Below are 22,673 nucleotides of genomic sequence, written 5' to 3' on the forward strand. Positions count from 1 at the left end.
CGGAGGAATCATGGCTGTTGACACGGCGTCATCGGGGCAACGGATACCGGTGCCCCCGCACCGCGACACGCTCGCCCGACGCGGTTCCATCACGCTCAGCGCGCATCCGCGGTTGCGACTGACGCTGATGCTGTCCGCCCCTCTGCTCTGGCTCGGCCTGATCTACATCGTCGCCCTCGCAGCCCTGCTGATCACCGCCCTGTGGACGGTGGACAGCTTCACGGGCACCATCACGCGGTCGTGGACGCTCGACAACATCATCACTGTGCTTACCGGCTCGCTCTACCAGACGGTGACGGTGCGCACGGTGGGGGTGGCGTTGCTGGTGACCCTGATCGACATTTTGGTGGCCCTGCCGATCGCGTTCTTCATGGCGAAGGTCGCCAGTCCCCGGTGGCAGCGCATCCTGGTGATCGCGGTGCTGATGCCGCTGTGGGCCAGCTACCTGGTCAAGGCCTACGCGTGGCGGTCGGTGCTCTCCCAGAACGGCATCTTCGAATGGCTGGTGGCCCCGTTCGGTGGGCAGAGCCCCGGCTACGGCCTGCCGGCGACCGTGATCACGCTCGCCTATCTTTGGCTGCCCTATGTGATCCTGCCCATCTATGCCGGCCTGGAACGGGTTCCGGACTCCCTGCTCGAGGCGTCCGGGGACCTGGGCGGCAAGACCTGGGCCACCCTGCGCCTGGTCGTGCTGCCGATGATCTGGCCGGCCATCATCGCCGGGTCCATCTTCAGCTTCTCCCTGTCGCTCGGCGACTACATCACCGTCAATATCGTGGGCGGGGCGAACCAGATGCTCGGCAACCTCGTCTACACGAACGTCGGCGCGGCCAACAACCTGCCGCTCGCCGCGGCGATCGCCCTGATCCCGATCGTCATCATCTTCGGCTACCTGGCCGTGGTGCGCCGCACCGGCGCCCTGGAAAACCTGTAAGGGGAGAATCATGCGTCTGTCGAGGCCCGCACGAGGCGTCCTGAGCATCGTCACCGGTCTCATCCTGCTCGTGATCTACCTGCCGCTGATGGTCGTGCTGGTGAACTCCTTCAGCACGAGCACCAGCCTCGTCTGGCCGCCGCCGGGACTCACCCTGGAATGGTGGGGGCGGGCCTTCCAGAGCGAGGGGGCGCTCGACGCGGTGCTCACGAGCGTGCAGATCGCCCTCATCGCCACCCTGGTCTCGCTCGTGCTCGGCACCCTGATCTCCCTGGCGCTGCAGCGGTTCGCCTTCTTCGGCCGCGAGGCGGTGAGTCTGCTGGTGATCCTGCCGATCGCCCTACCCGGTATCATCACGGGGATCGCCCTGAACAACGCCTTCCGCACCATTCTTGGGGTGCAACTGTCGATCGCGACTGTGATCGTCGCCCACGCCACGTTCTGTATCGTCACCGTGTTCAACAACGTGATCGCCCGGCTGCGGCGCCTCGGAACCAGCTACGAGGAGGCGTCGGCCGACCTCGGCGCGGGGCTCTGGACCACGTTCCGGCTGGTCACCTTCCCGCAGCTGCGCTCGGCGCTGCTTGCGGGCGGCCTGCTCGCCTTCGCCCTCAGCTTCGACGAGATCATCGTGACGACCTTCACTGCGGGGGCCGGCGTCAAGACGCTTCCGATCTGGATTCTGGACAACCTGTTCCGTCCGAGCCAGGCGCCGATCGTCAATGTCATCGCCGTGGTGCTGGTGCTGGTGTCGATCATCCCGATCTACATTGCGCAGCGCATCGCCGGGGCGGAGAAGGTGAGCCGGTAGGGCCCCGTTCCGGTCACCGCAGCCCGCGGGCTACAGCGGGCTCGGGTCCCGCCCGGTGAGGGCGAGAAGTCGGGTCTGCAACGGCGCGTTCTCGTCGGCCGGTACGGGGGAGGCGAAGAGTCCGCTGGCCTCGAGGGTGTCGCGCTGGGCCTCGAACACCGTCCAGACCGCCTCGATCAGGGTCGGGTCGAGGGACTCGTCGGCATCCGTGGCCCGGGCCAGGTCCCAGGAGTGGATCGTGACGTCGGAGACCTGCTCGCGCAGATAGTCGGATGCCGTCACCGTGTCATACGACAGAGTCACCGGCGCGTCGGCCGAGGTCGCCGCCCAGGCAGCGGACGCCAGCGCCGAGTGGGTGGCCCATTCCTTCGCCAGGTCCGGGCCCAGCGGGGCGAGCGAGCGTCGGGCGTCGAGCACCGAGAGGCCGTTGAGCAGTGGCGGGATCCACTGCTGTTCCAGCACCACGTGGCGCACCAGGTCGGTCACGTTCCACTCGGTGTCCGGTGTGGCGGCAGCCCAGTCGGTGATCAGGTCGACGCGGCTGCCGAACTCCTCCGCGGCCCGTTTCTGCAGCGCAAGCCAGTCATGCGTCATGGGACTCCTTCGGTGGAACGATGGAACACTGGAACACTGGAACGGATGCCCCTGCAACGCTACAACCGGCATCGGTCACTGTGCATTCCGTCACGGTGCATTCCGTCACCGTGCATTCATTCCCGGCACCGGGCGCGTTCTCCTGTCGCGGAATCGGTGCGGCCTGTCGCCGGTCCGGGTTAGGGTCTCTCCAGGAGTTGAAGGACGACGAGCAGGCAGGACGCATGAGCAGGCAGGACGGCAGCGATCGCACGGTCTCGACCGACGCCGTCGACGACAGCACCGCGACTCTGCTCCACATCGACCTGGACGCCTTCTTCGCGTCGGTCGAACTGCTCGATCACCCCGAGCTGGTGCACCACCCGGTGATCGTGGGGCACCGATCAGGGCGCTCGGTGGTCACGGCGGCGAACTATGTGGCCCGTCGTTACGGTGTTAATTCGGCCATGCCCATGGCGCTCGCCCTGCGGCGCTGCCCGGCGGCGGTGGTACTCGAGCCGCACATGGGCCGGTACAGGGAGTATTCCGACCGGGTGATGCGCATCTTCGAAGATTTCACGCCGCTGGTCGAGCAGCTCGGCATCGACGAGGCGTTCCTGGATGTGGCCGGTGCCCGCCGCCTGCACGGCTCGCCCGCCGAGATCGGCGCCAAGATCCGGGCCCAGGTCAAGGCGGAGACGGGGTTGACCTGCTCGGTCGGTGCGGCGAGCACGAAGTTCGTCGCCAAAATGGCCTCGGGCCGGGCCAAACCCGACGGCCTGCTGGTGATCCCCGCCGAGGACACGCTGGCGTTTCTGCATCCGTTGCCCGTCGGCGCCCTGTGGGGGGTCGGCGCAACGACCGAGCAGGCGTTGCTCGGGCAGGGCCTGCGTCAGATCGGCGACCTCGCCCGCACCCCGCTCGCCGTGCTGCAGAAGTGCGTGGGGGATGCTTCCGGCCGCAAACTGCACGAGCTGGCCTGGGGGAGGGACCCGCGGGTGGTCACCGTGGAACACGAGGAGAAGAGCGTCGGCCACGAGGTCACGTTCGAATACGACGTGACGGATGCCGCCCGGCTCCGCAGCGAACTGCTGCGGCAGTCCGTCGCGGTGGCTGCCCGGCTGCGCCGCGCCGGCCTCGTCGGCCGCTGCGTGGTGCTCAAGTTGCGCTACACCGATTTCAGCACCGTCACCCGCTCGCGCACCCTGTCGGAGCCGACCAGTGTCGGCCGCCGGATCTACGAGGAGGTGGCCGCCAGCTTCGAGGTGCTGGCGGCGTCCGGTATCCGGGTGCGCCTGATCGGCGTGCGCGTCGAGCAGCTCAGCGACGGCGACGGCAGCGGTGCGGGCCTCTGGGACCCCGACGACGACTGGCGCAGCGCCGAACGGGCTGTCGATTCGGTGACCGCACGGTTCGGCCGCGGCACGCTGCGGCCTGCCTCACTGCTGGACCCGGACACCCCCCGAACGGCAACTCCTGAGCAGCCACGCGCCGGACGACTTCCGTTCGGCGATCTCGAACCAGACAGGGGGTAGCCTGAAACCATGACTAGCCTTCCAGAGAAGCTCGCAGATATCTCTCGTACCGCCGGCGTCAGGTCGGCCTACGGTGATCCAGTCCAGGTCGACGGTGTCACCCTGATTCCCGTTGCTCTCGTCTACTACGGTTTCGGCGGCGGTGAGGGCGATTCCGCCGCCACCGGCACCGGTTCCGGCGGCGGCGGCGGCGGGGCATCTTTGCCGATCGGCGCCTACGTCAAGTCGGGAACGACGGTGCGCTTCGAGCCCAACGTCATCTCGTTGCTCTCGGTCGGCATCCCGTTCCTGTGGGTGGCCGGCAAGGCCATCTCCCGCATCATCCGCGCCCTCAAGCGCTAGGCGCGAAAATCACCAGCCGCCCAGCCACGTCGGCTGGGCGGCTGACTGCACTCCGGGGCGGTCAGCGCCCGCCGGGCCGTTCGCTTCGTGCAGGGTCGGCCTGGAACACATCGGGGATGCCGTCGTTGTCGGCGTCGAGCGCCTCCTTCTCGGCGATGCGCCCGTAGTGCCGGTTGCGGCTGCGCAGCACGACGCTCGCCAGCAGCGCGGCCAGCAGCGACCCGGTCAGGATGGCCACCTTGGCGTGATCGTCGTGCGGGCTGCCCTGTCCGAAGGCCAGTTCGCTGATCAGCAGCGACACCGTGAAGCCGACACCGGCGAGCATGGCCACACCGAGCACGTCCACCCAGGCGAGATCCGGGTCGAGGGCGCCCCGGGTGGTCTTGGTGACCAGCCACGTGGCCAGCATGATGCCGACCGGCTTGCCGACCACCAGGGCGACGACGATTCCGATCGCGACCGGGTCGGTGAGGGCCGTGGTCAAACCCTCCACGCCGCCGAGCGTGACGCCAGCGGAAAAGAACGCGAACACGGGCACGGCGAAGCCGGCTGACAGCGGGCGGATGCGGTGCTCCAGGTTCTGGGCGAGGCCCGGGCCGGCGTCGGGTCCGCCGCCTCGGCGGCTGCGCAGCACGGGCACGGCGAAGCCGAGCAGCACTCCGGCGACGGTGGCGTGGATGCCGGAGCCGTGCACGAGTGCCCAGGTGACCAGGCCGAGCGGCAGCAGGATCGTGCCGGCGGCCCACTTGGTGGTCGCGAACACATAGGAGTACTTGTGCGACAGGAATGCGAAGAGGCCCAGCGGCACGAGGGCGAGCAGCAGCAGGACCGGCTGGAGGTCGCCGGAATAAAAGAAGGCGATGATGGCGATGGCGAGCAGGTCGTCGACCACCGCCAGGGTCAGCAGGAAGATGCGCAGTGCGCTGGGCAGTTTGGAGCCGATCACGGCGAGGACGGCAACGGCGAAGGCGATGTCGGTTGCGGTGGGGATCGCCCAGCCGCGCAGCATCTCCGGCCCCGAGCTGAACGCGATCGCGGTGAAGATCAGCGCGGGGACGATGACGCCGCCGATGGCCGCGGCCACCGGGACGACCGCGCGGCTGAAGGTGCGCAGGTCTCCGGCGACGAACTCGCGCTTGAGTTCGAGCCCGGCGATGAAGAAGAAGATTGCCAGGAGCCCGTCGGCGGCCCACGCGCCGAGACTCAGGTTGAGGTGCCACGGCTCATAGCCGATCGTGAAATCCCGCACGGAATAGTAGAGATCGGCGGCGCCGGTGTTGGCCAGGACCAGGGCGAGCACCGTCGCCACCAGCAGGAGCGCACCACCCACGGTCTCCTTGCGCAGGATCGTCGAGACGTGCAGGTACTCGGGGTAGCTGCTCCGGTTGAAGACATTCAGTTTTGGAGTGGCAGGAAGGGGTGATGGTTTCGTCATAGACGAGCCTCAGACAATCGGGATTTTGTGGCACACGAACAATTCTGTCGACCAGACTTCCCGACTCACCACTTCCAGCGTACCGCGTTCGGGGGCTCAGCGCCGTCAGCGCCGTCAGCGCCGTCAGCGCCGTCAGCGCCGTCCGCGCCTTCCGCGCCACCACCGGCTCGGAAGGTCGCGCCAGCCCTGGGGGATATGCCAGGGGCCGCGCACGGGCAGCCCACGGCGCATCCGTCGCCGCCGCAGAACGAAGTGACGCAGCAGCAGAAGCAGCAGCGTGGCGAGGATCAGGGGAACGGTGAACATCATTCGATCCCGTCGGCGATGCGGCGGCGAGACGTGGACTCCATCCCGCGATTCTAGGCCGCGGTCTATACTGGGTTCGAACACGGGAGTCCGGTCAACCGGGCTGAGAGGAAGCTTCTGAAGCTTCGACCGTCGAACCTGATCTGGATCATGCCAGCGCAGGGAGGCAGATCTTCTCGTTCCCGTGCCCTGGAACCATCTACGGAAAGGGCACGACCAGTGCACGCAACAACCACCCTTCTCACCTCCGCCACGAACCGTAAGCCGCGGAATTTCCGCTGGCGGGTCGTCGATATCGTCATCGCCAGCGTCATCGGCGTGGCCAGCGGGCTCATCTTCGTCGTCTGGAACCAGGCCTACAACCCGCTCAGCGGCCTGCTCACTCCGCTGCTGCCGGGCTTGCAGGCCCTGCTGGGCGGCGGATGGCTGTTCGCCGGCGTTCTCGGCGGCCTCATCATCCGCAAACCCGGCGCGGCCCTCTACACCGAGCTGCTCGCGGCTGTCGTGTCGACCCTGGTGGGTGGCACCGCTTGGGGAGCCACCATCCTGGTGTCCGGCCTGGTGCAGGGTCTCGGCGCCGAGCTGGTCTTCGCGCTGTTCTTCTACGCCAACTACCGCCTCGTCGTGGCCCTGCTCGCCGGCGCGGGAGCCGGCCTGGCCCTCGCGGTCAACGACCTGGTGCTCTGGTACCCCGGGTCGGCCGCGCCGTTCATCGCCATCTACACCACCTCCTCGATCGTCTCCGGCGTTCTGGTGGCCGGGCTGCTGTCCTGGTTGGCCATGCGCGGTCTCGCCCGCACCGGTGCGCTGTCTCGCTTCGCCGCGGGGCGATCGAACCGCGCCCGGGTTTAGGGACGGGCGATGACACCGGCAGCAGCGGCATCCGTCTTGGGCGCGTCCGTCGTCGCCCGCGGCTGGGGCTGGCGGCATGCCGGGCGGCGGGGCTGGGCCGTCGACGGTCTCGACCTGCGAATCGAGCCGGGCGAGCGCGTGCTGCTGCTCGGCGCCTCCGGGGCCGGCAAATCCACCCTGCTGCACGCCCTCGCCGGTGTTCTCGGCGGCGACGAGGAGGGTGAGCAGCGCGGTCAGCTGCTCGTGAACGGCGCCGAACCGACCGCTGCGCGCGGCCAGGCCGGGCTGCTGCTGCAGGACCCGGACTCCCAGGTGATCCTGGCGCGGGTGGGCGACGACGTCGCCTTCGGCTGCGAGAATCTCGGGGTGCCGCGTGAGGAGATCTGGCGCCGGGTGCACGACGCCCTGGACATGGTCGGCCTGCACCTGCCGCTCAGTCATCCGACGTCGGCGCTGTCGGGCGGGCAGAAGCAGCGCCTCGCCCTTGCCGGGGTGTTGGCGATGCGGCCGGGGCTGCTCCTGCTCGACGAACCCACGGCGAACCTCGACCCGGCGGGAGTGCTCGACGTGCGCGATTCCGTCGCCCGCGTGCTCGAGCACTCCGAGGCGACGTTCATCGTGATCGAACACCGCGTGGCGGTCTGGCAGAACCTCGTGAACCGGGTGATCGTGCTCGACGCGGCCGGGGGAGTGCTGGCCGACGGTCACCCCGACGAGGTGCTGACGAGACAGGGTGAACGGCTCGCGGCCGCGGGCGTCTGGGTGCCCGGGCGAGGCAGTGGCCTGGCATCATCGCGCGGCGGGACGCATCCCGCTTCGGCGCCCGGCTCGGTGCCTCTGCTCCGCACACCCGGACTGGCAATCGCCCGCACGCGCACCGAGGTCATCGCCCGGGACATCGACCTCACGGTGCACGCCGGCACCGCCCTGGCTGTCACCGGGCCCAACGGCGCCGGAAAATCGACCCTGGCGCTCACCCTCGCCGGCCTGCTGAAACCGGCCGGGGGAGCCGTGCTCGCCAGCCCCGAATTTGCCGCCGGGGCCGACGCGGAACCGATCCGGTGGAAGTCCCGCCAACTGCTCACCCGCATCGGCACCGTGTTCCAGAGCCCCGAGCACCAGTTCGTGGCCGCCACCGTGCGGGCCGAACTCGCCGTGGGGCCGCGCGCCCTCACCCAGCCGGAGGCGGCCGTCAACGCCCGGGTCGACGAGGTGCTGCAGCGCCTGCGCCTGGACCACCTGGCGGAGGCGAACCCGTTCACACTCTCCGGCGGCGAGAAGCGCCGACTGTCGGTGGGCACCGTGCTGGCGACCCAGCCACGGCTGCTCGTGCTCGACGAACCCACGTTCGGCCAGGACCTGCGCACCTGGCGGGAGATCGTGGTCCTGCTCGACGAGCTTCTGCTGGAGGGCACGGCGGTGGTGGCCGTCTCGCATGACACCGACTTCGTGGCCGCCCTCTTCGAGCGGGAATACCGTCTGACCGGGCAGGCCGGCCCCGGCGTCACGCCGCGGGCCGCGGTGTCCCGGTGAGTGTGCTGACGCCGGCCCGGGGAACTCAGGCCATCTTCCGGATCAACCCGGTCGCGAAGCTGGCCGCCGCGCTGCTGCTGGCGGGCGTGCTCATCCTGACCATCGACTGGGTCTCCGCCGCGGTCGCCCTGGCCTGCGAGTTCGTTCTCTTCTTCTGGGCCGGACTGTCCCTGAAGGCCTTCGCGCTGCGCACCCTGCCGGTCTGGATCGCCGCCCCCACCGCCGGCGTCACCACCCTGCTCTACGGGCAAGCAGCCGGAGCGGTCTACTGGTCCTTCGGATTGGTCAACGTGACCGAGGGATCGCTCGAGCTCGCCATCGCGACGACCCTGCGCATCCTCGCCATCGGGCTGCCCTCGGTCGTGCTCTTCGTGACCGTCGACCCCACCGACCTGGCCGACGGCCTTGCCCAGGTCGTGAAACTGCCGGCCCGCTTCGTGCTGGGCGGCCTGGCCGGGCTGCGTCTGGTCGGCCTGTTCCTCGAGGACTGGCGTGCCCTCGAACTGGCCCGGCGGGCCCGGGGCATTGCGGACCACGGCGCCCTGCGCCGACTGCTCAGCCAGGCCTTCGCCCTGTTGGTGCTGTCGATCCGGCGCGGCAGCAAGCTCGCGACCGCGATGGAGGCTCGCGGGTTCGGCGCCCCGGTGCGGCGCACCTGGGCCCGCCCGTCGACCTTCCGGGGGCGCGAGGTGGCCCTGGTCGGCATCGGCCTGGCCGTGGCCCTGCTCGCGGTGGGCGTCTCCGTCGCGACGGGAAGCTGGAACTGTGTCCTCACCTGATCTGCACACGGCCGGCGACCGGCGGATGCTGCTGGCCCCCGTGTTCCGCGCCCTCGCGGCCGCCGGGGTGGCACCCGTCATTCTTATCGACGGGCCGAGCGGCGCCGGCAAGAGCACCCTCGCCGACGCGCTCGTCGACGCCTGGCCTGGACCGCTCCGCCCCACCCTGGTGCGGTTGGACGACATCTACCCCGGCTGGCAGGGCCTGGACGCCGCCGTTGCGCATCTGGCCGAGCACGTGCTCGCGCCGCGGGCGCGCGGCCTGCCCGCGGCCTGGCAACGCTACGACTGGGAACGGGGAGAGGCGGCAGGATGGCACCCCGTCGACCCGGCCCGCCCGCTGATCGTGGAGGGCTGCGGAACGCTCGCGGCCGCCCACGCGCCGCTCAGCGACATCCGGGTCTGGCTGCACGCCGACGACCGGATCCGCAAGCAGCGGGCCCTCGCCCGGGACGGCGAGCTGTTCCGGTCGCACTGGGACCAGTGGGAGACCAGCTGGGAGGCCTACCGGGAGAGGGAAGCGCCCGAGCGGCAGGCGACGATCCGGATCACGGGGACCCCGGGCATCCGTCGCCCCGACGCGTCCGGGGAATCGTGCCCGGCGCCCGCCGGATGCCCGCCTGCCGGGCTAGGGTGAGGTCATGACTGGTAAGAGCACGGAAGATGTCGTCTACACCGCGGAGTTCATCGACGGGCCCCTGGCCGGTCAGGTCGATTCCCGGGTGCTGCTCCACGGCAAGCACGAACCTCGGGTCAGTATGATGGCCGCCGTCGAGGGGGTCGAAACACTGTTCTGGTACGACGAGGAGGACACCCGCGATGTGCAGGGCCGCCTGCACGTGCGCTACCGGTTCGACGCGGGCGAGAGCGACCCGTACCTGCCTACCGGCGAGGGCGAGTAGCCGCCGACCCGTAGCCGCCGACGAGTGGCTGCCGTGGCCCGCCGGCCGCCCGCCGCGGCCGTTTGCCGCTAGCGGTTCGCGCCGATCAGCGCCGAGATCATCGGCACCGGGTGCAGGAGCCTCCAGCCGAGGCCCGGTGCGCTGATCGTGCGGTCGAGCACCAGCGTCGACGTCACCTCGGCGCCTCCGGCCTCCACAGTGACCCGGCCGACGGTCGTGCCCGCGCGGCCGGTCGACAGTGTGTCCACGGTCACCTCGGCCTCGCCCGGGGCCTGCGCCTGCCAGCCGTACGTGGTCGTGGCCGTGCGCACGGTCCCGGAGGCTTCGGCGCCCCACGGGGTGCGGAAGTCCACGTAGGCGTCACCCAGTGCGAGGGTGGGCAGCTCGCGCACCCCGGCGCGGGCGCTCGCCATCAGGGCGGTGACGTCGGCCGTGAGAGTGTCGTAGTCGGGTTCGCCGATCAGGGCGCCGGCGAAGGTGTACACCGAGTCGGGGCCCTGAACCTGGCCGGTGAAGAGGAAGCAGACGCCGGCGCCGTCGGTGTAGCTGCGGGTGATGCCGGTGACTCCCTCCTCGGCGAGGAACGCCGTGGTGTTGTCCACGCCGCGCTGGCCCACCAGGGCGGACGCCGGCTGGGAGAGGATGGCGCCGATCACCGGGTCGGCGGCGGCCAGGCCCGCCAGCCGGGCGAGGTCGATGGCCGTTCCCACGCTGTCGTCGCTGAGCCCGGTGGCGTCGGCGACGCGGGTGCCGTCGAGTCCCTGCTCGGCCAGCCAGGTGTTGGCGGCGGCGGTGTAGGCGTCGAGGGAGCCGAAGGCCCAGCGGGCGAGCGTGTCGGCGTGGTTGTTGCTGGAACCCAGGACCATCGCCTGGAGCAGCTCGTTCTCGGTCCACGATTCGCCCGGGAAGACGGTGACGGTTCGGGCGCCGGAATTGCCGTAATCGATGTAGTCCTGGTAGTCGGCGGCCGTGATCGGGATCTGCGGCCCTGGGTCACCGAGGGCCAATGGCTTGGCGTCGAGCACGACCAGGGCGGTCACGATCTTCGTCGCCGCTGCCATCGGCAGTGGATCTGCCGTGCCGGCCACGGCGAGCGGCAGGGTGGTGGCGAGAGCGTCGACGTCCAGCACTGTCGTCTCCGGGGCGGCCGGGGTGGGCGTGACCCGGGACAGGCCGATGACGGCGCTGCCGCCGGTGGGCGGCAGCGCCGGTGGGACCGGAACCGTCTCGTCTGCCGCCGGGGCGATCACGGTGGCGGTGGCTTCGGGTAGCGGCCCCAGCAGGGTGGCCGGCCCATAGACGCCGACGGACAGGATGACGAGGGCGCCGATCGCGGCGCCGATGACGCGGGCAGGCCGGGATCTACTCATGACGCAAGGCTAACGGTGGTTCGTCATCCCCAGCCGAGGTCGTGCAGCCTGTCGTCGTCGATACCGTAGAAATGCGCGATCTCATGCACCAGGGTGATGTGAACCTGGTCGCGCAACTCCTCGAGATCTGCGCAGAGCTCCAGCAGCGGTTCTCGGTAAAGCACGATCCGGTCGGGCATCTCGCCGAAGCCGTACTGTCCGCGTTCGGTCAGGGCAACCCCGTCGTAGAGCCCCAGGGTGTCCATCGTTCCGTCTTCGGGGCGGTCCTCGACCACGAAGATCACGTTGTCCAGGCCGTCGACCATATCGTCGGGCAGGAGATCGAGCTCGTCGACGACGAGACGTTCGAATTCCTCGTGGGTCAGCTGCGGCATCCGTTCAGCATCTCACGGCGGCGACAGCGGGTAAAACGAAACGCACACCGGGAGCCGAGGCTCCCGATGTGCGTTCGCATCACCGGTACTACATGTTTCAGTTGGGGTGAGTAACGGGGCTTGAACCCGCGGCCTTCCGGACCACAACCGGATGCTCTACCAGCTGAGCTATACCCACCATTCGGCACTTTCCCAAGGGAAAGCAACTCCACAAGTGTATTACATGTTGGGAGCGAAAATGTTCACGGCCTCGGCCGCGCTGGTCTTGGCCTGTTCGCTGGACGGCCCGGGGTCGGCCACGAACACGGTCTGGCGGTAGTAGGCGAGCTCGCGGATGGATTCGAGGATGTCGGCCAGCGCGCGGTGTCCGCCGTCTTTCGCCGGGGCGTTGAAGTAGACCCGCGGGTACCAGCGGCGGGCGAGTTCCTTGATCGAGGACACGTCGACGTTGCGGTAGTGCAGCTGGTCATCGAGGCGGGGCATGTACTTGGTCAGGAAGGCCCGGTCCGTGCCGATGGAATTGCCGGCCAACGGAGCCTTCTGATCGGCCGGGATGAACTTCAGCACGTATTCGAGAACCAGGGTCTCGGCCTCAGTCGCACTGATTCCGTTCGGGATCTCGTTGATCAGCCCGCTGGTCTCGTGCATGTTGCGCACGAAATCGTTCATGTTCTCCAGCGATGCCGGATTCGGCTTGATGATGAGGTCGAGTCCCGGGTCGATGATGTTGAGGTCGTAGTCGGTGATCACCACGGCGATCTCCACCAACTCGTCGGAATCAATGTCCAGACCGGTCATTTCGCAGTCAATCCATACCAACCGGTCACTACTTTTTGTCATGTGCCGAGTCTAACGGCGGCCACCGACCGGTCCCGTTGCCCCGGTCCCAGTCCAAGTCCCGGCACCGGCACCGGCACCGGCACCGGCACCGGCGAGGCCGCCACGCGCGCTCCGTAGACTACCCAGCATGGAACTGACGTACTTCTCCTCCGCGTTCTGTGAGCCCTGCATGCAGACCCGGGCGGTCCTGGCCGAGGTCGAACGCCTCGTGCCCCAGGCGACGGTGCGCGAGTTCGACGTGACGCGCGATGCCGCGGAGGCCGAGGCCGCAGGAATCCGGATCACCCCCACAGTGATCATCCGGGACGCGGCCGGGGTCGAGGTCTTCCGCGGCGTCGGTGTGCCGACACTCGCCCAGGTCCTGGTCGCGGCCGCGAAGGCCGTTTGAGCGCCGAGAGGCCGGGTCTGCGGTATTGTTGAGCGTTGTTCGGCCCCCGTAGCTCAGTGGATAGAGCAGCGGCCTTCTAATCCGCTTGTCGTAGGTTCGATTCCTACCGGGGGCACTGCACGACACCCGTGAATCCCGTCGCCGATCCCTCGGCTTGGTAGATTTGCAGGATGCGAGAACTACAGGCGCGAATCATCGCGGAGCTGAACGTGTCCCCCCGGATCGATGCCGCCGCGGAGGTACGCCGCAGGGTGCAGTTCCTCGCGGACTATCTGGTGCGAACCGGTGCGAAGGGTCTCGTGCTCGGCATCAGCGGAGGCCAGGATTCCAGCCTCGCCGGCCGCCTGTGCCAGCTGGCCGTGGAGCAGCTCGCCGCGGACGGACGACCGGTCACGTTCCGGGCCGTGCGCCTGCCCTACCGGGTGCAGCGAGACGAGGATGACGCGCAGCTCGCCCTGGAGTTCATTCGTCCCGCGGAGACCGTCACCTTCGACATCCTGCGCGCCGTCGACGGCATCGAAGCGGAATTCGCCGACGCGACGGGCCGGTCGCTGCCCGACTTCGATAAGGGGAACGTCAAGGCCCGCGTGCGTATGGTCGCCCAGTACGCCCTCGCAGGCTCGGCCGGCCTGCTGGTCGTTGGCACCGACCACGCGGCCGAGGCAGTCACCGGATTCTTCACCAAGTACGGGGACGGCGGCACGGACATCCTGCCGTTGACCGGACTGACCAAGCGTCAGGGTCGCGCGCTGCTGGTGGAGCTGGGGGCACCGGACCGGTTGTACCTCAAGGCGCCGACCGCCGACCTTCTCGACGACAACCCCGGCCAGACCGACGAGGCCAACCTGGGGCTGCGGTACGAGCAGATCGACGACTTCCTGGAGGGGCTGCCCGTCGACGACGACGTCGCCGAGACGCTGGAAAAGCGCTACCTCAACACCGAGCACAAGCGCCAGGTGCCGGTGTCGATGTTCGACGAGTGGTGGCGCTAGCCGTTAAAGCGTGAACCGCCGCCTCGCTCGGGAGCGCGGCGGCGGCTGACGAATGTCTAGCTCTGGAGCGGGGTGGGGCGCACCTCGAGAGCCTGCACGTCGTCGAGGAGGCGCTGGGTCTCCGTCGACGCGGAGGCCGTTCCGGACGCGTACTGGTGCGGGACGGGAGCGGCCGGCGCAGCGTCGAACTGGTCGTGGTGCTGCTGGGCGGTCCAGGCATCCTGCTCGGCGAGGAGGTTCTTCTCGGTGCTGTTCTTGGAGACCTTCCACCGGTCGAGGTCGCTCTGGAAGATCTTGCGGGTGCGGCCCGGCTTCTCCTGCCATTCGACCAGTCGGTCTCGGAATTCGAGCAGCGCGGGCTCGAGCTGATAACCGAACGTGGCCGAGGTGCGCTTGAGCTCGGCGAGCTGATGCGCGGCCCAGTTCGCGGCGACTCCCGAACCCTTGATCGGCAGGAGGCGCAGCTGCACGTCGGCCTGGCCCACCGCCCGGTCCGCCATGACCTGCTCCTGCGGCGTGAGGGAGTTCCAGACGGATGCCTCGGTCGCGGCATCCACGAGGGTCCCGATCACGGCCGCCTTGAGAGCCCGGTCGTTCTGCGCGAGGAGGCGTTTGATCGCCCCTCGGGAGATCAGTGCCGCCAGAACGCTGGCGACAACGATCGAGACGATGAGCACCACGGCACTGAAAACCATGGACTGATTGCTGGCTGCCGTGAGCCAGGATACGAAATTATTCCACCACTGCATGAGCGCACTTTACCGGCGTCTCGGCCCGTTCTCCGGGAGCGGCGCGGCGTGCCCCGCGAGGAGGTGCGCCCCGTCAGCGGAAGCAGTCCACCGCGTCGTCGATGCGCCAGAACGAACCGACGTTCATCGTTCGGCTGGCGGCAAGCAGGCGACGAGCGGAGAAGCGGTCGCCGTCGGCCTCGGTGCGCCGCTCGATGTGTCCGAGGACCATGCCGGACGGATTCGAGACCCGCCAGAGGCCGTCTTTCACGGGAACGAGCAGCAGGCCGCGGATGACCGGCAGGCGGGGTGGTGCGGACGCTGGTGCCGACATGAATTCCTCCGAGGTCAACCGTTCAGGGGTGATGGTCCCCTCAGGCTATGGAGAGCTGCCGACATCGCTGCGGCGTTAGCGCGGAGGCCCGTTCAGCAGGGCCATGTCCTGGCTGGCCAGGTCGAGGTCCACGACCCGGTAGGAACCGGGCCACCAGGGCGACGAGCAGCACGCCGGTGAATTCGATCATCAGGGCGATGCCCACCGGCAGCAGGCTGATCGCCGCGAGGAGAGCGTAGAGGTAGCCCAGGTGGTTCAGCCCAGTCCGGTGCCGTGCACAGCGTACGGTTCGATCGCGTCGATCTCGCCCTGAGTCAGGGCCGGGGCATCGAGCGCGGCCACGGTCTGCTCGAGCTGGTTCACGCTGCTCGCGCCGACCAGCACGCTGGTGACGGATGGCTGGCGCAGGATCCAGGTTACCGCCAGCTGGGCCAGCGTCTGGCCGCGTTCGGCGGCGATCGCATTGAGGGCACGGGCACGGCCCAGGTAGGTGTCCGTGAGCACCTCTTCCGAAAGAAAACCGCTCGTCGCGACCCGCGAGCCGGCCGGCACGGACCCGTCCAGGTAACGGTCGGTGAGCAGACCCTGCGCGAGGGGCGAGAACACGATACTGCCCATGCCGAGCTCGTCGAGCACGGGGAAGAGCCCGTCTTCGACGTGCCGGTCGAACATCGAGTAGCGCGGCTGGTGGATCAGCAGCGGGATCCTGTGCTCGGCCAGCGCCGTCGCCGCCGCCCGCGTCTGCTCGGGCGTGTAGCTGGAGATGCCCACATACAGCGCCTTGCCCTGCTGCACCGCCGACGCCAGCGCGCCCATGGTCTCCTCGATCGGCGTCTCCGGGTCGGGGCGGTGCGAGTAGAAGATGTCGACGTAGTCGACGCCGAGCCGGCCCAGGCTCGCGTCGAGGGAGGAGAGCAGGTACTTGCGGGAGCCGAAATCGCCGTAGGGGCCGGGCCACATGTCGTAGCCGGCCTTGCTGGAGATGATCATCTCGTCCCGGTAGGCGCGGAAGTCCTCGGCAAAGATGCGGCCGAAGTTGGTCTCGGCGGCCCCGGGAGGAGGGCCGTAGTTGTTGGCCAGGTCGAAGTGGGTGACCCCCAAGTCGAAAGCACGCCTCAGGATGGCGCGTTGTGGCTCGATCGGGCGCTCGTGGCCGAAGTTGTGCCAGAGGCCGAGGGACAGCGCCGGCAGCTTGAGGCCGCTCCGTCCGGTGCGGCGGTAGGTCATGTCGGCATAGCGGTTCGGAGCTGGTACGAAGGTCATGCCGTTACTCTAGGGGGGTGCAAACTTTTGTGGTCGCAGGTGGATGTTTCTGGTGTCTCGATGCTGTGTATCGGGTGTTACGTGGCGTGAGTGAGGTGGTCTCCGGCTATACCGGAGGCGAGTCTCAGAGGCCCACGTATGAGTCGGTGTGCTCGGGCCGCACCGGCCATGCCGAGGCCATCGCCGTGACGTTCGAGCCGGAGGTCATCCCGGCCAGCGTCATCCTCGACGTGTTCTTCACACTGCACGACCCGACCCAGCTGAACCGCCAGGGCGCCGACGTGGGCGCACAGTACCGGTCGGCCATGTTCTACACCGACGACGAGCAGAAGCAGCTCTTCGAAACGGCTCGCACTCGCGCCGCCGAATGGTGGGGCGACGGCATCGTCACGACGATCGAGCCGCTCGGCGAGTACTTCGTGGCGGAGGACTACCACCAGGACTTCTTCGCGAAAAACCCCGGCCAGGGCTACTGCATGGCCGTCGCGGTGCCCAAGGTTAACAAGATCCGCAAGTCCTACGCCGGGTACCTGCTCTAGCGGCTCGTCCAACCCTCCCCAGGCGCGCGGGGCAGTCATCAAGCACAGGTTCCGGATGACCGCCCCGCGCGTCATTCTGCCGCCGCACACTCGGAGAACGTGATCTGGGGGGCGGCGGAGACAGGCACGAGCCGTCGCTCCCAGGTCGCGTGTTCCGGGCATGCGTCCGGGGCCCGCTGGATGAGGGAGACCGCAATGAGCGACACCATCACTGTGACCGGAATCGTGGCCACCACGCCCCGTCACCTCGTGACCAGTTCCGGACTGGCCATCACCTCGTTTCGGCTGGCGTCCAGCCAGCGCCGCTTCGACCGGGTCAAACAGTCCTGGGTCGACGCCGAGACCAACTGGTATACGGTCTCCTCCTTCAGGCAGCTCGCCCACAATGTGGTGAGCTCGGTGCGGAAGGGGGAGCACGTGGTCGTCGCCGGGCGGTTGCGCATCCGGCCCTGGGAAAACGCCGACCGCAACGGCACCTCGGTCGAGGTCGAGGCCGAGACCGTCGGGCACGACCTGGCCTGGTGCAGCACGGTGTACACGCGCTCGCCGCCGCCCGGCGCGGCTTCCGCACCACATCCGACCGAGCCGACCGAGCAGACCGAGCCGACCGATGGCTTTCTACCGTCGGACAGCGACGACGCACCTCGGCTGGGCGGCGAGGCAGAGCCCGCGGCACTGGTCGGGGTCGATTCCTAGGGGCGCTCGCGGATCTGGCAGACTCGGAGGTCTGGCCGCACCGCGGTCGCGGAAGGATCACGTGCCGGCAGGATCAGATCGGGTACCCCGGAGGCGCCGAACCGGCATCCGTTTCGGACGCGCCTGGGGCTCGCTCGTGCTCGGGCTGGCGGTCGGTGTGAGCCTGGCGGCCTGTTCGGCGGTGCCCGACGCAACACCGTCGGCGCCCGCCACTGCCTCGGCGACGGACACTCCGGCACCGAGCGCGACGGCTGCCCCCGCCCCGGCGCTGCAGCCGGGGAAGGACGCCGCGGCGAACCTGGACTACTTCGACACCGTCGCGACCAAGGTCGTGGCCGGCGACGAGAACGCAGGCGGGCGGGCGTTCGTGGACGCGCTGGTGGCCGCGGGCTTCGACAAGGCGGAGATGGAGGTCACCTTCGACGAGACCAACATCGACCTGGCCGCGGACTCGATCCAATTCTCCGTTCGGTTCAACGGGGAATGCCTGATCGGGCAGAACGGACCGGCAACGGACGGCTACCACAGCACGGTGACGGCGATCCTTGCATCGGGAACGTGTCTGGTCGGGGCCACGCGGCAAATAGACTGGTAGACACTATGGCTGAATTTATCTACACGATGGTCCGCGCTCGCAAGGCGGTCGGCGACAAGCTGATCCTCGACGACGTCACCATGTCATTCTTCCCGGGCGCCAAAATCGGTATCGTGGGGCCGAACGGCGCGGGTAAGTCCACGATCCTGAAGATCATGGCCGGGCTGGACACCCCCAGCAACGGCGAGGCAAAGCTCTCGCCCGGCTACTCCGTCGGCATCCTGATGCAGGAGCCCGAGCTCGACGAGACCAAGACGGTCCTTGAGAACGTGCAGGAAGGCGTCGGCCCGATCAAGGCCAAGGTCGACCGCTTCAACGAGATCAGCCTCGCGCTCGCCGAACCCGATGCGGACTTCGACGCGCTGCTGGCCGAAATGGGCACGCTGCAGGAGGCCATCGACGCCGCCGACGCCTGGGATCTAGACTCCCAGCTCGAGCAGGCCATGGACGCCCTCCGTACCCCGCCGGGCGACTACGCCGTGGCCGACCTCTCCGGTGGTGAGAAGCGTCGCGTGGCGCTGACCAAGCTGCTGCTGCAGAAGCCCGACCTGCTCCTCCTCGACGAGCCCACCAACCACCTCGACGCCGAGAGCGTGCTCTGGCTCGAACAGCACCTGGCCCAGTACGCCGGCGCCGTTCTGGCCGTCACCCACGACCGGTACTTCCTCGATCACGTGGCCGAGTGGATCGCCGAAGTCGACCGTGGCCACCTGTACCCCTACGAGGGCAACTACTCGACCTATCTCGAGAAGAAGCAGGAACGACTGATGATCGCGGGCAAGAAGGACGCGAAGATGGCCAAGCGCCTCGCGGACGAGCTCGAATGGGTGCGCTCGAACGCGAAGGGCCGCCAGGCGAAGTCGAAGGCGCGCCTCGCCCGCTACGAAGAGATGGCGGCGGCTGCGGAGAGCACTCGCAAGCTCGACTTCGAAGAAATCCAGATTCCCGTCGGCCCGCGCCTCGGCGCCCAGGTCATCGACGCCAAGAAGGTCAAGAAGGGATTCGGCGACCGGGTTCTGATCGAGGACCTTTCCTTCACACTCCCGCGAAACGGCATCGTCGGCATCATCGGCCCCAACGGCGTGGGGAAGACCACGCTGTTCAAGACCATCGTCGGGCTCGAGCCGCTCGACCAGGGTGAGCTGAAGATCGGTGAGACGGTCGACATCTCCTACGTCGACCAGAGCCGCGCCGGCATCGACCCGAACAAGTCGCTGTGGGAGGTCGTCTCCGACGGCCAGGACTATATCCAGGTCGGCAAGACCGAGATTCCGTCGCGGGCCTACGTGTCCACGTTCGGGTTCAAGGGCCCCGACCAGCAGAAGAAGGCCGGCGTGCTCTCCGGCGGTGAGCGCAACCGCCTCAACCTGGCCCTCACTCTCAAGCAGGGCGGCAACCTGCTGCTGCTCGACGAGCCCACCAACGACCTGGACGTCGAGACGCTCGGCTCACTCGAGAACGCGCTCCTCGAATTCCCCGGCTGCGCCGTGGTCATCACTCACGACCGGTGGTTCCTCGACCGCATCGCCACGCACATCCTCTCCTATGAGGGCACCGACGAAGACCCGGCGAACTGGTACTGGTTCGAGGGGAACTTCGAGTCGTACGAGCAGAACAAGATCGAGCGCCTCGGTCCGGATGCCGCGAAGCCGCACCGCTCCGCGTACCGCAAGCTGACCCGCGACTAGGGCCCACGATGAAGCTGCATGTGCCGGTCAAGCTGCGCTGGTCGGACCTGGACGCCTACGGTCACGTCAACAACGCCGAGCTCTTGCGTGTGCTCGAGGATGCGCGCATCCAGGCGTTCTGGCCGGATGAAGACGGCGACGGGCCCGGGGCATTCGCCGGCACCGCGGTGCTGGACGGGCGCCCGGGCGCAGCGACGCTGACACTGATCGCGCGAATGGAGGCCGAGTACCTGGCTCCGATCCCGTATCTGAGGCAGCCTCTGGACATCCGTCTCTGGCTCGGAAAGCTCGGCGGCGCCAGCCTCGAGGTCTGCTACGAGGTGTGGACCCCGATCGGCCTGGAGCCGGCGGTCCTCTTCGCGCAGGCGAGCACCACGATCGTGTTGGTCGACGCCGCGACCGAGCGGCCCCGCAAGATCAACGAGGTCGAGCGGGCCGCCTGGGCTCCGTACGTGGACGAGCCCATCCGGTTCACCCGCCGTGCGAGCGTGCCGGCGGAGTAGGGCAGCCCCGAAACAGACCGGGCAGAACGGTTCGGCTCAACCGGCCATGACCGCGTCGCCGGTGACGGTGACCTTCACCGTCGCCAGCGGCGTGGTCGCCGGCCCGGCAAGGGCTTCGCCGGTAGTCGGGTCGAACTTCGAGCCGTGGCAGGGGCAATCGAACTCGTTTTCCACGGGCTTGACCACGCATCCCTGGTGCGTGCAAATGGCGCTGAACGCCACCACGGTGCCGGCGGTGGGCTGGCTGATCAGGATCGGCTTGCCGTCGAGGGAAGCCTCGATCGATCCGCCCACGGGAATGTCCGCGAGCTTGGTGATCTCGACGGGCCCGTTGTCGCTGGTGCCGGAGTCATCCGCCCCACCCGTGCCGCACCCGACCAGTGCAACGGCGGTCCCTGCCGTTCCGAGCAGGAGGGCGGTGCGGCGGGAGATGTCGGTGGCATTCGTCATGGTTCTCCTCGGTCGGGGCCTGCGGGGTCGGTCGGGGGCGTGCGGATGAAGACCGTTCTGAGAATCTACTCCGCGTTCGTGGGCACGCGCAGCATGCCCTCCTGTGCGACGGTGGCCAGGAGCAGGCCCGCCCGGCTGTAGATGCTGCCGGTGGAGAGCCCACGCCCGCCCTGGGCGGTCGGGGAATCCTGCACGTAGAGCATCCACTCGTCGACCCGGCCGAAACGGTGGAACCACATGGCGTGGTCCAGACTCGCGACCTTGAGGCCCGGGGTGGCCCAGGCGACGCCGTGGCGGCGCATGACGGGCTCCATGATCGAGTAGTCGCTGGCGTAGGCCAGGGCGGCGCGATGCAGGTCCGGGTCGTCGGGCAGCGGGCCCATGGTCTTCATCCACACGGCCTGGCGGGAAGTGTGCTCGCCGTTCACCTTGAGGTAGATGGGCGACGGTAGGTGCCTCATGTCGAACGGGCGTTCGTTCGCCCAGTACCGGGCGATGGAGTGGTCGACCTGGGCGAGGGCATCCGCGGCGGTCGGCAGGGACTCGGGTTCGGGCATGTCGGCCGGCATCTCGATCTGGTGCTCGAGACCCTCATCCTCGTCCTGGAACGAGGCGATCATCGACAGGATCGGGTGCCCGTCCTGATAGGCCTGCGTGCGGCGGGTGGAGAACGAACGGCCGTCGTGGATGCGGTCGACGGAGAACGTGATCGGCTGGCCCACGTCGCCGGGACGCAGGAAGTAGCCGTGCATCGAATGCACATGACGGTCGTCGGGCACCGTGCGCATCGCCGCCACCAGGGACTGGGCGAGCACCTGACCGCCGAAAACCCGGCCGAGCGGCATCCACTGCGACGGTCCGGTGAAGATGTCTTCGCTGGTGCGTGCGCCGGTGTCGGTGAGGTCCAGGGCGGCCAGAAGGCCCTCCATCGGCAAGTCCATGTGGCCTCCTCAGGCGCGTGGCGTTACGTGTCGGGGCGTCGCTGTGATGCCCGCCGTACCTTGGTAGTTTAGGAGCAGATGAGCAAGTCATTTTCTCTCCCAGACTCCCTGTCCCTTCGCGACCTCCAGGTGTACCTGTCCCGTGCCAGCCGGGTGGAAGACGGTTCCGTGCGCCTGATGCAGGCCGCAGGGGTGCTCGCCGTGTACACCGCGATCCTCTATCCCCGCGGTCTCCTCGACTCCAGCCCCACGGTTCTGGGCCTGCGCACCTTCGCGCTCACCGCGCCGGTCGAGCTCGACGCCGTCGTGCCCGTGCGCTCCCTGCTGGACCGCCTCGCCCGACTGACCGCGGCCGTGCGGGCGGAGGAGGTGCCGGTGGCCGTCACCGTGCCCCTTGAAGTGACCACCGTGACCTGGGCCGGCATCTCTCCGCCCCAGGGCGGCTGGACCCTGCTCGGTGAAACGGATGCCGCATTGCTCGACGGCGCCGCCCAGGCCGGCATCGAGGAGGTCGCCGCCGTCATCCCGGCCGGGACCGGCGGGCAGATCGTGCAGCGGGTGCGCTCCGAGGTCTGGAGCCGCCCCATCCCCGGCCTGGAGATCGTGCCGGCCGGCGCCGCCTTCGCGGCGGTCAGTCTCGGCTTCCTGCCGAAGGACGAACCCGTGCGCCTGTTCGAGACGGGCCTGTGGACTCGGCTGAGCACGAGCCGCGGCCACATCCTCGTGCGTCGCAAGCCCTGGTCGCTGAGCCGCTGAGCCGCTGAGCCGCCGGTTTGCCGAGCCGCTGGCCCGATCGCCCGCCGGTTTGCCGAGGCGCTGGCCCGCTCGCCCGCCGGTTTGCCGAGGCGCTGGCCCGCTGGCCACCTGTTTCGCGTGGCAGTGTTCGCACTCTGCCTCGAACGAATTCGACGGAGATTTTGCCTCGATCGGCCTGAAACTGGCCGAAAACCGGCTTAGACACTAAAATCTC

General features: G+C 68.5%; 28 protein-coding genes, 2 tRNA genes and 1 riboswitch. Of the genes, 18 read left to right on the top strand and 12 right to left on the bottom strand.

Annotation, left to right across the window (positions count from 1 at the left end):
* Window positions 1–10 precede the first annotated feature (10 nt).
* Together E3O67_RS13105 and E3O67_RS13110 are read left to right on the top strand one after the other, a co-directional pair.
* Window positions 11–934: an ABC transporter permease gene (locus E3O67_RS13105; RefSeq protein WP_135102898.1), complete on the top strand. Its 924-nt coding sequence runs from the start codon at window positions 11–13 to the stop codon at window positions 932–934.
* Between the two features lie 10 nt (window positions 935–944).
* Complete coding sequence (locus E3O67_RS13110) at window positions 945–1,745, top strand: ABC transporter permease (protein WP_135102899.1); 801 nt, start codon at window positions 945–947, stop codon at window positions 1,743–1,745.
* A 30-nt stretch (window positions 1,746–1,775) separates the two neighbouring features.
* Here the strand turns inward: E3O67_RS13110 and E3O67_RS13115 are convergent, their stop codons facing one another.
* Window positions 1,776–2,339, bottom strand: a complete 564-nt coding sequence (locus E3O67_RS13115; RefSeq protein WP_135102900.1) for a TIGR03086 family metal-binding protein — start codon at window positions 2,337–2,339, stop codon at window positions 1,776–1,778.
* A gap of 224 nt (window positions 2,340–2,563) precedes the next feature.
* Between E3O67_RS13115 and E3O67_RS13120 the strand changes: the two genes are divergently transcribed.
* Both E3O67_RS13120 and E3O67_RS13125 read left to right on the top strand, forming a co-directional pair.
* Entirely contained in the window at window positions 2,564–3,853 is a 1,290-nt protein-coding gene (locus E3O67_RS13120) for a DNA polymerase IV (RefSeq protein WP_134430228.1), read from the top strand.
* 9 nt (window positions 3,854–3,862) lie between these two features.
* Window positions 3,863–4,195: a hypothetical protein gene (locus E3O67_RS13125; protein WP_134430231.1), complete on the top strand. Its 333-nt coding sequence runs from the start codon at window positions 3,863–3,865 to the stop codon at window positions 4,193–4,195.
* A gap of 61 nt (window positions 4,196–4,256) precedes the next feature.
* On the opposite strand, the gene nhaA is transcribed toward E3O67_RS13125, so the two are convergent.
* Together nhaA and E3O67_RS17015 are read right to left on the bottom strand one after the other, a co-directional pair.
* Window positions 4,257–5,630, bottom strand: a complete 1,374-nt coding sequence (gene nhaA, locus E3O67_RS13130) for a Na+/H+ antiporter NhaA (protein WP_134430234.1) — start codon at window positions 5,628–5,630, stop codon at window positions 4,257–4,259.
* A 132-nt stretch (window positions 5,631–5,762) separates the two neighbouring features.
* Window positions 5,763–5,939: a hypothetical protein gene (locus E3O67_RS17015; protein WP_206750568.1), complete on the bottom strand. Its 177-nt coding sequence runs from the start codon at window positions 5,937–5,939 to the stop codon at window positions 5,763–5,765.
* Window positions 5,940–6,008: 69 nt separating this feature from the next.
* A riboswitch (TPP riboswitch) is annotated at window positions 6,009–6,118 on the top strand.
* 37 nt (window positions 6,119–6,155) lie between these two features.
* On the opposite strand from E3O67_RS17015, the gene E3O67_RS13135 reads away from it, so the two are divergent.
* Genes E3O67_RS13135 through E3O67_RS13155 form a run of 5 tightly spaced genes read left to right on the top strand, consistent with a single transcriptional unit; the run spans window position 6,156 to window position 10,002 of the window.
* Window positions 6,156–6,788 (top strand): ECF transporter S component, encoded by a 633-nt coding sequence (locus tag E3O67_RS13135; protein ID WP_134430236.1) that lies wholly within the window; start codon window positions 6,156–6,158, stop codon window positions 6,786–6,788.
* A 9-nt stretch (window positions 6,789–6,797) separates the two neighbouring features.
* Window positions 6,798–8,321 carry an ABC transporter ATP-binding protein gene (locus E3O67_RS13140; protein ID WP_134430238.1) on the top strand — a complete coding sequence of 508 codons (1,524 nt, stop codon included), beginning with the start codon at window positions 6,798–6,800 and terminating at the stop codon, window positions 8,319–8,321.
* Window positions 8,318–9,100, top strand: a complete 783-nt coding sequence (locus E3O67_RS13145) for an energy-coupling factor transporter transmembrane protein EcfT (protein WP_135102901.1) — start codon at window positions 8,318–8,320, stop codon at window positions 9,098–9,100. Before E3O67_RS13140 ends, E3O67_RS13145 begins: the two co-directional genes overlap by 4 nt.
* Window positions 9,087–9,737 (top strand): ATP-binding protein, encoded by a 651-nt coding sequence (locus E3O67_RS13150; RefSeq protein WP_241982177.1) that lies wholly within the window; start codon window positions 9,087–9,089, stop codon window positions 9,735–9,737. The genes E3O67_RS13145 and E3O67_RS13150 overlap by 14 nt, the downstream gene beginning before the upstream one ends.
* Before the next feature lie 4 nt (window positions 9,738–9,741).
* Window positions 9,742–10,002 carry a hypothetical protein gene (locus E3O67_RS13155; RefSeq protein WP_135102902.1) on the top strand — a complete coding sequence of 87 codons (261 nt, stop codon included), beginning with the start codon at window positions 9,742–9,744 and terminating at the stop codon, window positions 10,000–10,002.
* Window positions 10,003–10,070: 68 nt separating this feature from the next.
* Here E3O67_RS13155 and E3O67_RS13160 read toward each other — a convergent pair whose 3' ends face one another.
* The 4 genes from E3O67_RS13160 to orn form a co-directional block, all read right to left on the bottom strand.
* Window positions 10,071–11,372 (bottom strand): D-alanyl-D-alanine carboxypeptidase family protein, encoded by a 1,302-nt coding sequence (locus E3O67_RS13160; protein ID WP_134430245.1) that lies wholly within the window; start codon window positions 11,370–11,372, stop codon window positions 10,071–10,073.
* A gap of 23 nt (window positions 11,373–11,395) precedes the next feature.
* Complete coding sequence (locus tag E3O67_RS13165; protein WP_104170257.1) at window positions 11,396–11,746, bottom strand: metallopeptidase family protein; 351 nt, start codon at window positions 11,744–11,746, stop codon at window positions 11,396–11,398.
* 102 nt (window positions 11,747–11,848) lie between these two features.
* Window positions 11,849–11,924 (bottom strand) — tRNA-His (locus tag E3O67_RS13170).
* 41 nt (window positions 11,925–11,965) lie between these two features.
* Entirely contained in the window at window positions 11,966–12,586 is a 621-nt protein-coding gene (gene orn, locus E3O67_RS13175) for an oligoribonuclease (protein ID WP_134430247.1), read from the bottom strand.
* Between the two features lie 127 nt (window positions 12,587–12,713).
* On the opposite strand from orn, the gene E3O67_RS13180 reads away from it, so the two are divergent.
* From E3O67_RS13180 to nadE, 3 genes are all read left to right on the top strand, one after another.
* Window positions 12,714–12,974, top strand: a complete 261-nt coding sequence (locus tag E3O67_RS13180; protein WP_134430250.1) for a thioredoxin family protein — start codon at window positions 12,714–12,716, stop codon at window positions 12,972–12,974.
* Window positions 12,975–13,016: 42 nt separating this feature from the next.
* Window positions 13,017–13,089 (top strand) — tRNA-Arg (locus E3O67_RS13185).
* A 55-nt stretch (window positions 13,090–13,144) separates the two neighbouring features.
* Window positions 13,145–13,966 (top strand): ammonia-dependent NAD(+) synthetase, encoded by an 822-nt coding sequence (gene nadE, locus E3O67_RS13190; protein WP_134430252.1) that lies wholly within the window; start codon window positions 13,145–13,147, stop codon window positions 13,964–13,966.
* Window positions 13,967–14,022: 56 nt separating this feature from the next.
* Here the strand turns inward: nadE and E3O67_RS13195 are convergent, their stop codons facing one another.
* The 3 genes from E3O67_RS13195 to mgrA form a co-directional block, all read right to left on the bottom strand.
* Window positions 14,023–14,661, bottom strand: a complete 639-nt coding sequence (locus E3O67_RS13195) for a hypothetical protein (RefSeq protein ID WP_134430255.1) — start codon at window positions 14,659–14,661, stop codon at window positions 14,023–14,025.
* 127 nt (window positions 14,662–14,788) lie between these two features.
* The gene (locus E3O67_RS13200; RefSeq protein ID WP_135102903.1) at window positions 14,789–15,028 is read right to left on the bottom strand and encodes a hypothetical protein; all 240 of its coding nucleotides are present in this window, start codon (window positions 15,026–15,028) and stop codon (window positions 14,789–14,791) included.
* A gap of 255 nt (window positions 15,029–15,283) precedes the next feature.
* Window positions 15,284–16,291: an L-glyceraldehyde 3-phosphate reductase gene (gene mgrA / locus E3O67_RS13205; RefSeq protein WP_134430261.1), complete on the bottom strand. Its 1,008-nt coding sequence runs from the start codon at window positions 16,289–16,291 to the stop codon at window positions 15,284–15,286.
* Between the two features lie 17 nt (window positions 16,292–16,308).
* On the opposite strand from mgrA, the gene msrA reads away from it, so the two are divergent.
* From msrA to E3O67_RS13230, 5 genes are all read left to right on the top strand, one after another.
* Entirely contained in the window at window positions 16,309–16,830 is a 522-nt protein-coding gene (msrA, locus tag E3O67_RS13210) for a peptide-methionine (S)-S-oxide reductase MsrA (protein WP_135102904.1), read from the top strand.
* 195 nt (window positions 16,831–17,025) lie between these two features.
* Window positions 17,026–17,526: a single-stranded DNA-binding protein gene (locus E3O67_RS13215; protein ID WP_135102905.1), complete on the top strand. Its 501-nt coding sequence runs from the start codon at window positions 17,026–17,028 to the stop codon at window positions 17,524–17,526.
* A 61-nt stretch (window positions 17,527–17,587) separates the two neighbouring features.
* Complete coding sequence (locus E3O67_RS13220; protein WP_241979266.1) at window positions 17,588–18,121, top strand: hypothetical protein; 534 nt, start codon at window positions 17,588–17,590, stop codon at window positions 18,119–18,121.
* Window positions 18,122–18,126: 5 nt separating this feature from the next.
* Window positions 18,127–19,809 (top strand): energy-dependent translational throttle protein EttA, encoded by a 1,683-nt coding sequence (gene ettA / locus E3O67_RS13225; RefSeq protein WP_134430270.1) that lies wholly within the window; start codon window positions 18,127–18,129, stop codon window positions 19,807–19,809.
* An 8-nt stretch (window positions 19,810–19,817) separates the two neighbouring features.
* Window positions 19,818–20,312: a thioesterase family protein gene (locus E3O67_RS13230; protein WP_134430273.1), complete on the top strand. Its 495-nt coding sequence runs from the start codon at window positions 19,818–19,820 to the stop codon at window positions 20,310–20,312.
* A gap of 36 nt (window positions 20,313–20,348) precedes the next feature.
* Here the strand turns inward: E3O67_RS13230 and E3O67_RS13235 are convergent, their stop codons facing one another.
* Window positions 20,349–20,762: a ubiquinol-cytochrome c reductase iron-sulfur subunit gene (locus E3O67_RS13235; RefSeq protein WP_135102906.1), complete on the bottom strand. Its 414-nt coding sequence runs from the start codon at window positions 20,760–20,762 to the stop codon at window positions 20,349–20,351.
* 65 nt (window positions 20,763–20,827) lie between these two features.
* Window positions 20,828–21,703: an acyl-CoA thioesterase II gene (locus E3O67_RS13240; protein WP_241979267.1), complete on the bottom strand. Its 876-nt coding sequence runs from the start codon at window positions 21,701–21,703 to the stop codon at window positions 20,828–20,830.
* Between the two features lie 78 nt (window positions 21,704–21,781).
* On the opposite strand from E3O67_RS13240, the gene E3O67_RS13245 reads away from it, so the two are divergent.
* Window positions 21,782–22,459, top strand: a complete 678-nt coding sequence (locus E3O67_RS13245) for a hypothetical protein (RefSeq protein WP_135102907.1) — start codon at window positions 21,782–21,784, stop codon at window positions 22,457–22,459.
* Window positions 22,460–22,673 lie beyond the last annotated feature (214 nt).

It is taken from the genome of Cryobacterium sp. TMT3-29-2 (genome assembly GCF_004564305.1).
Lineage (GTDB): Bacteria > Actinomycetota > Actinomycetes > Actinomycetales > Microbacteriaceae > Cryobacterium > Cryobacterium sinapicolor.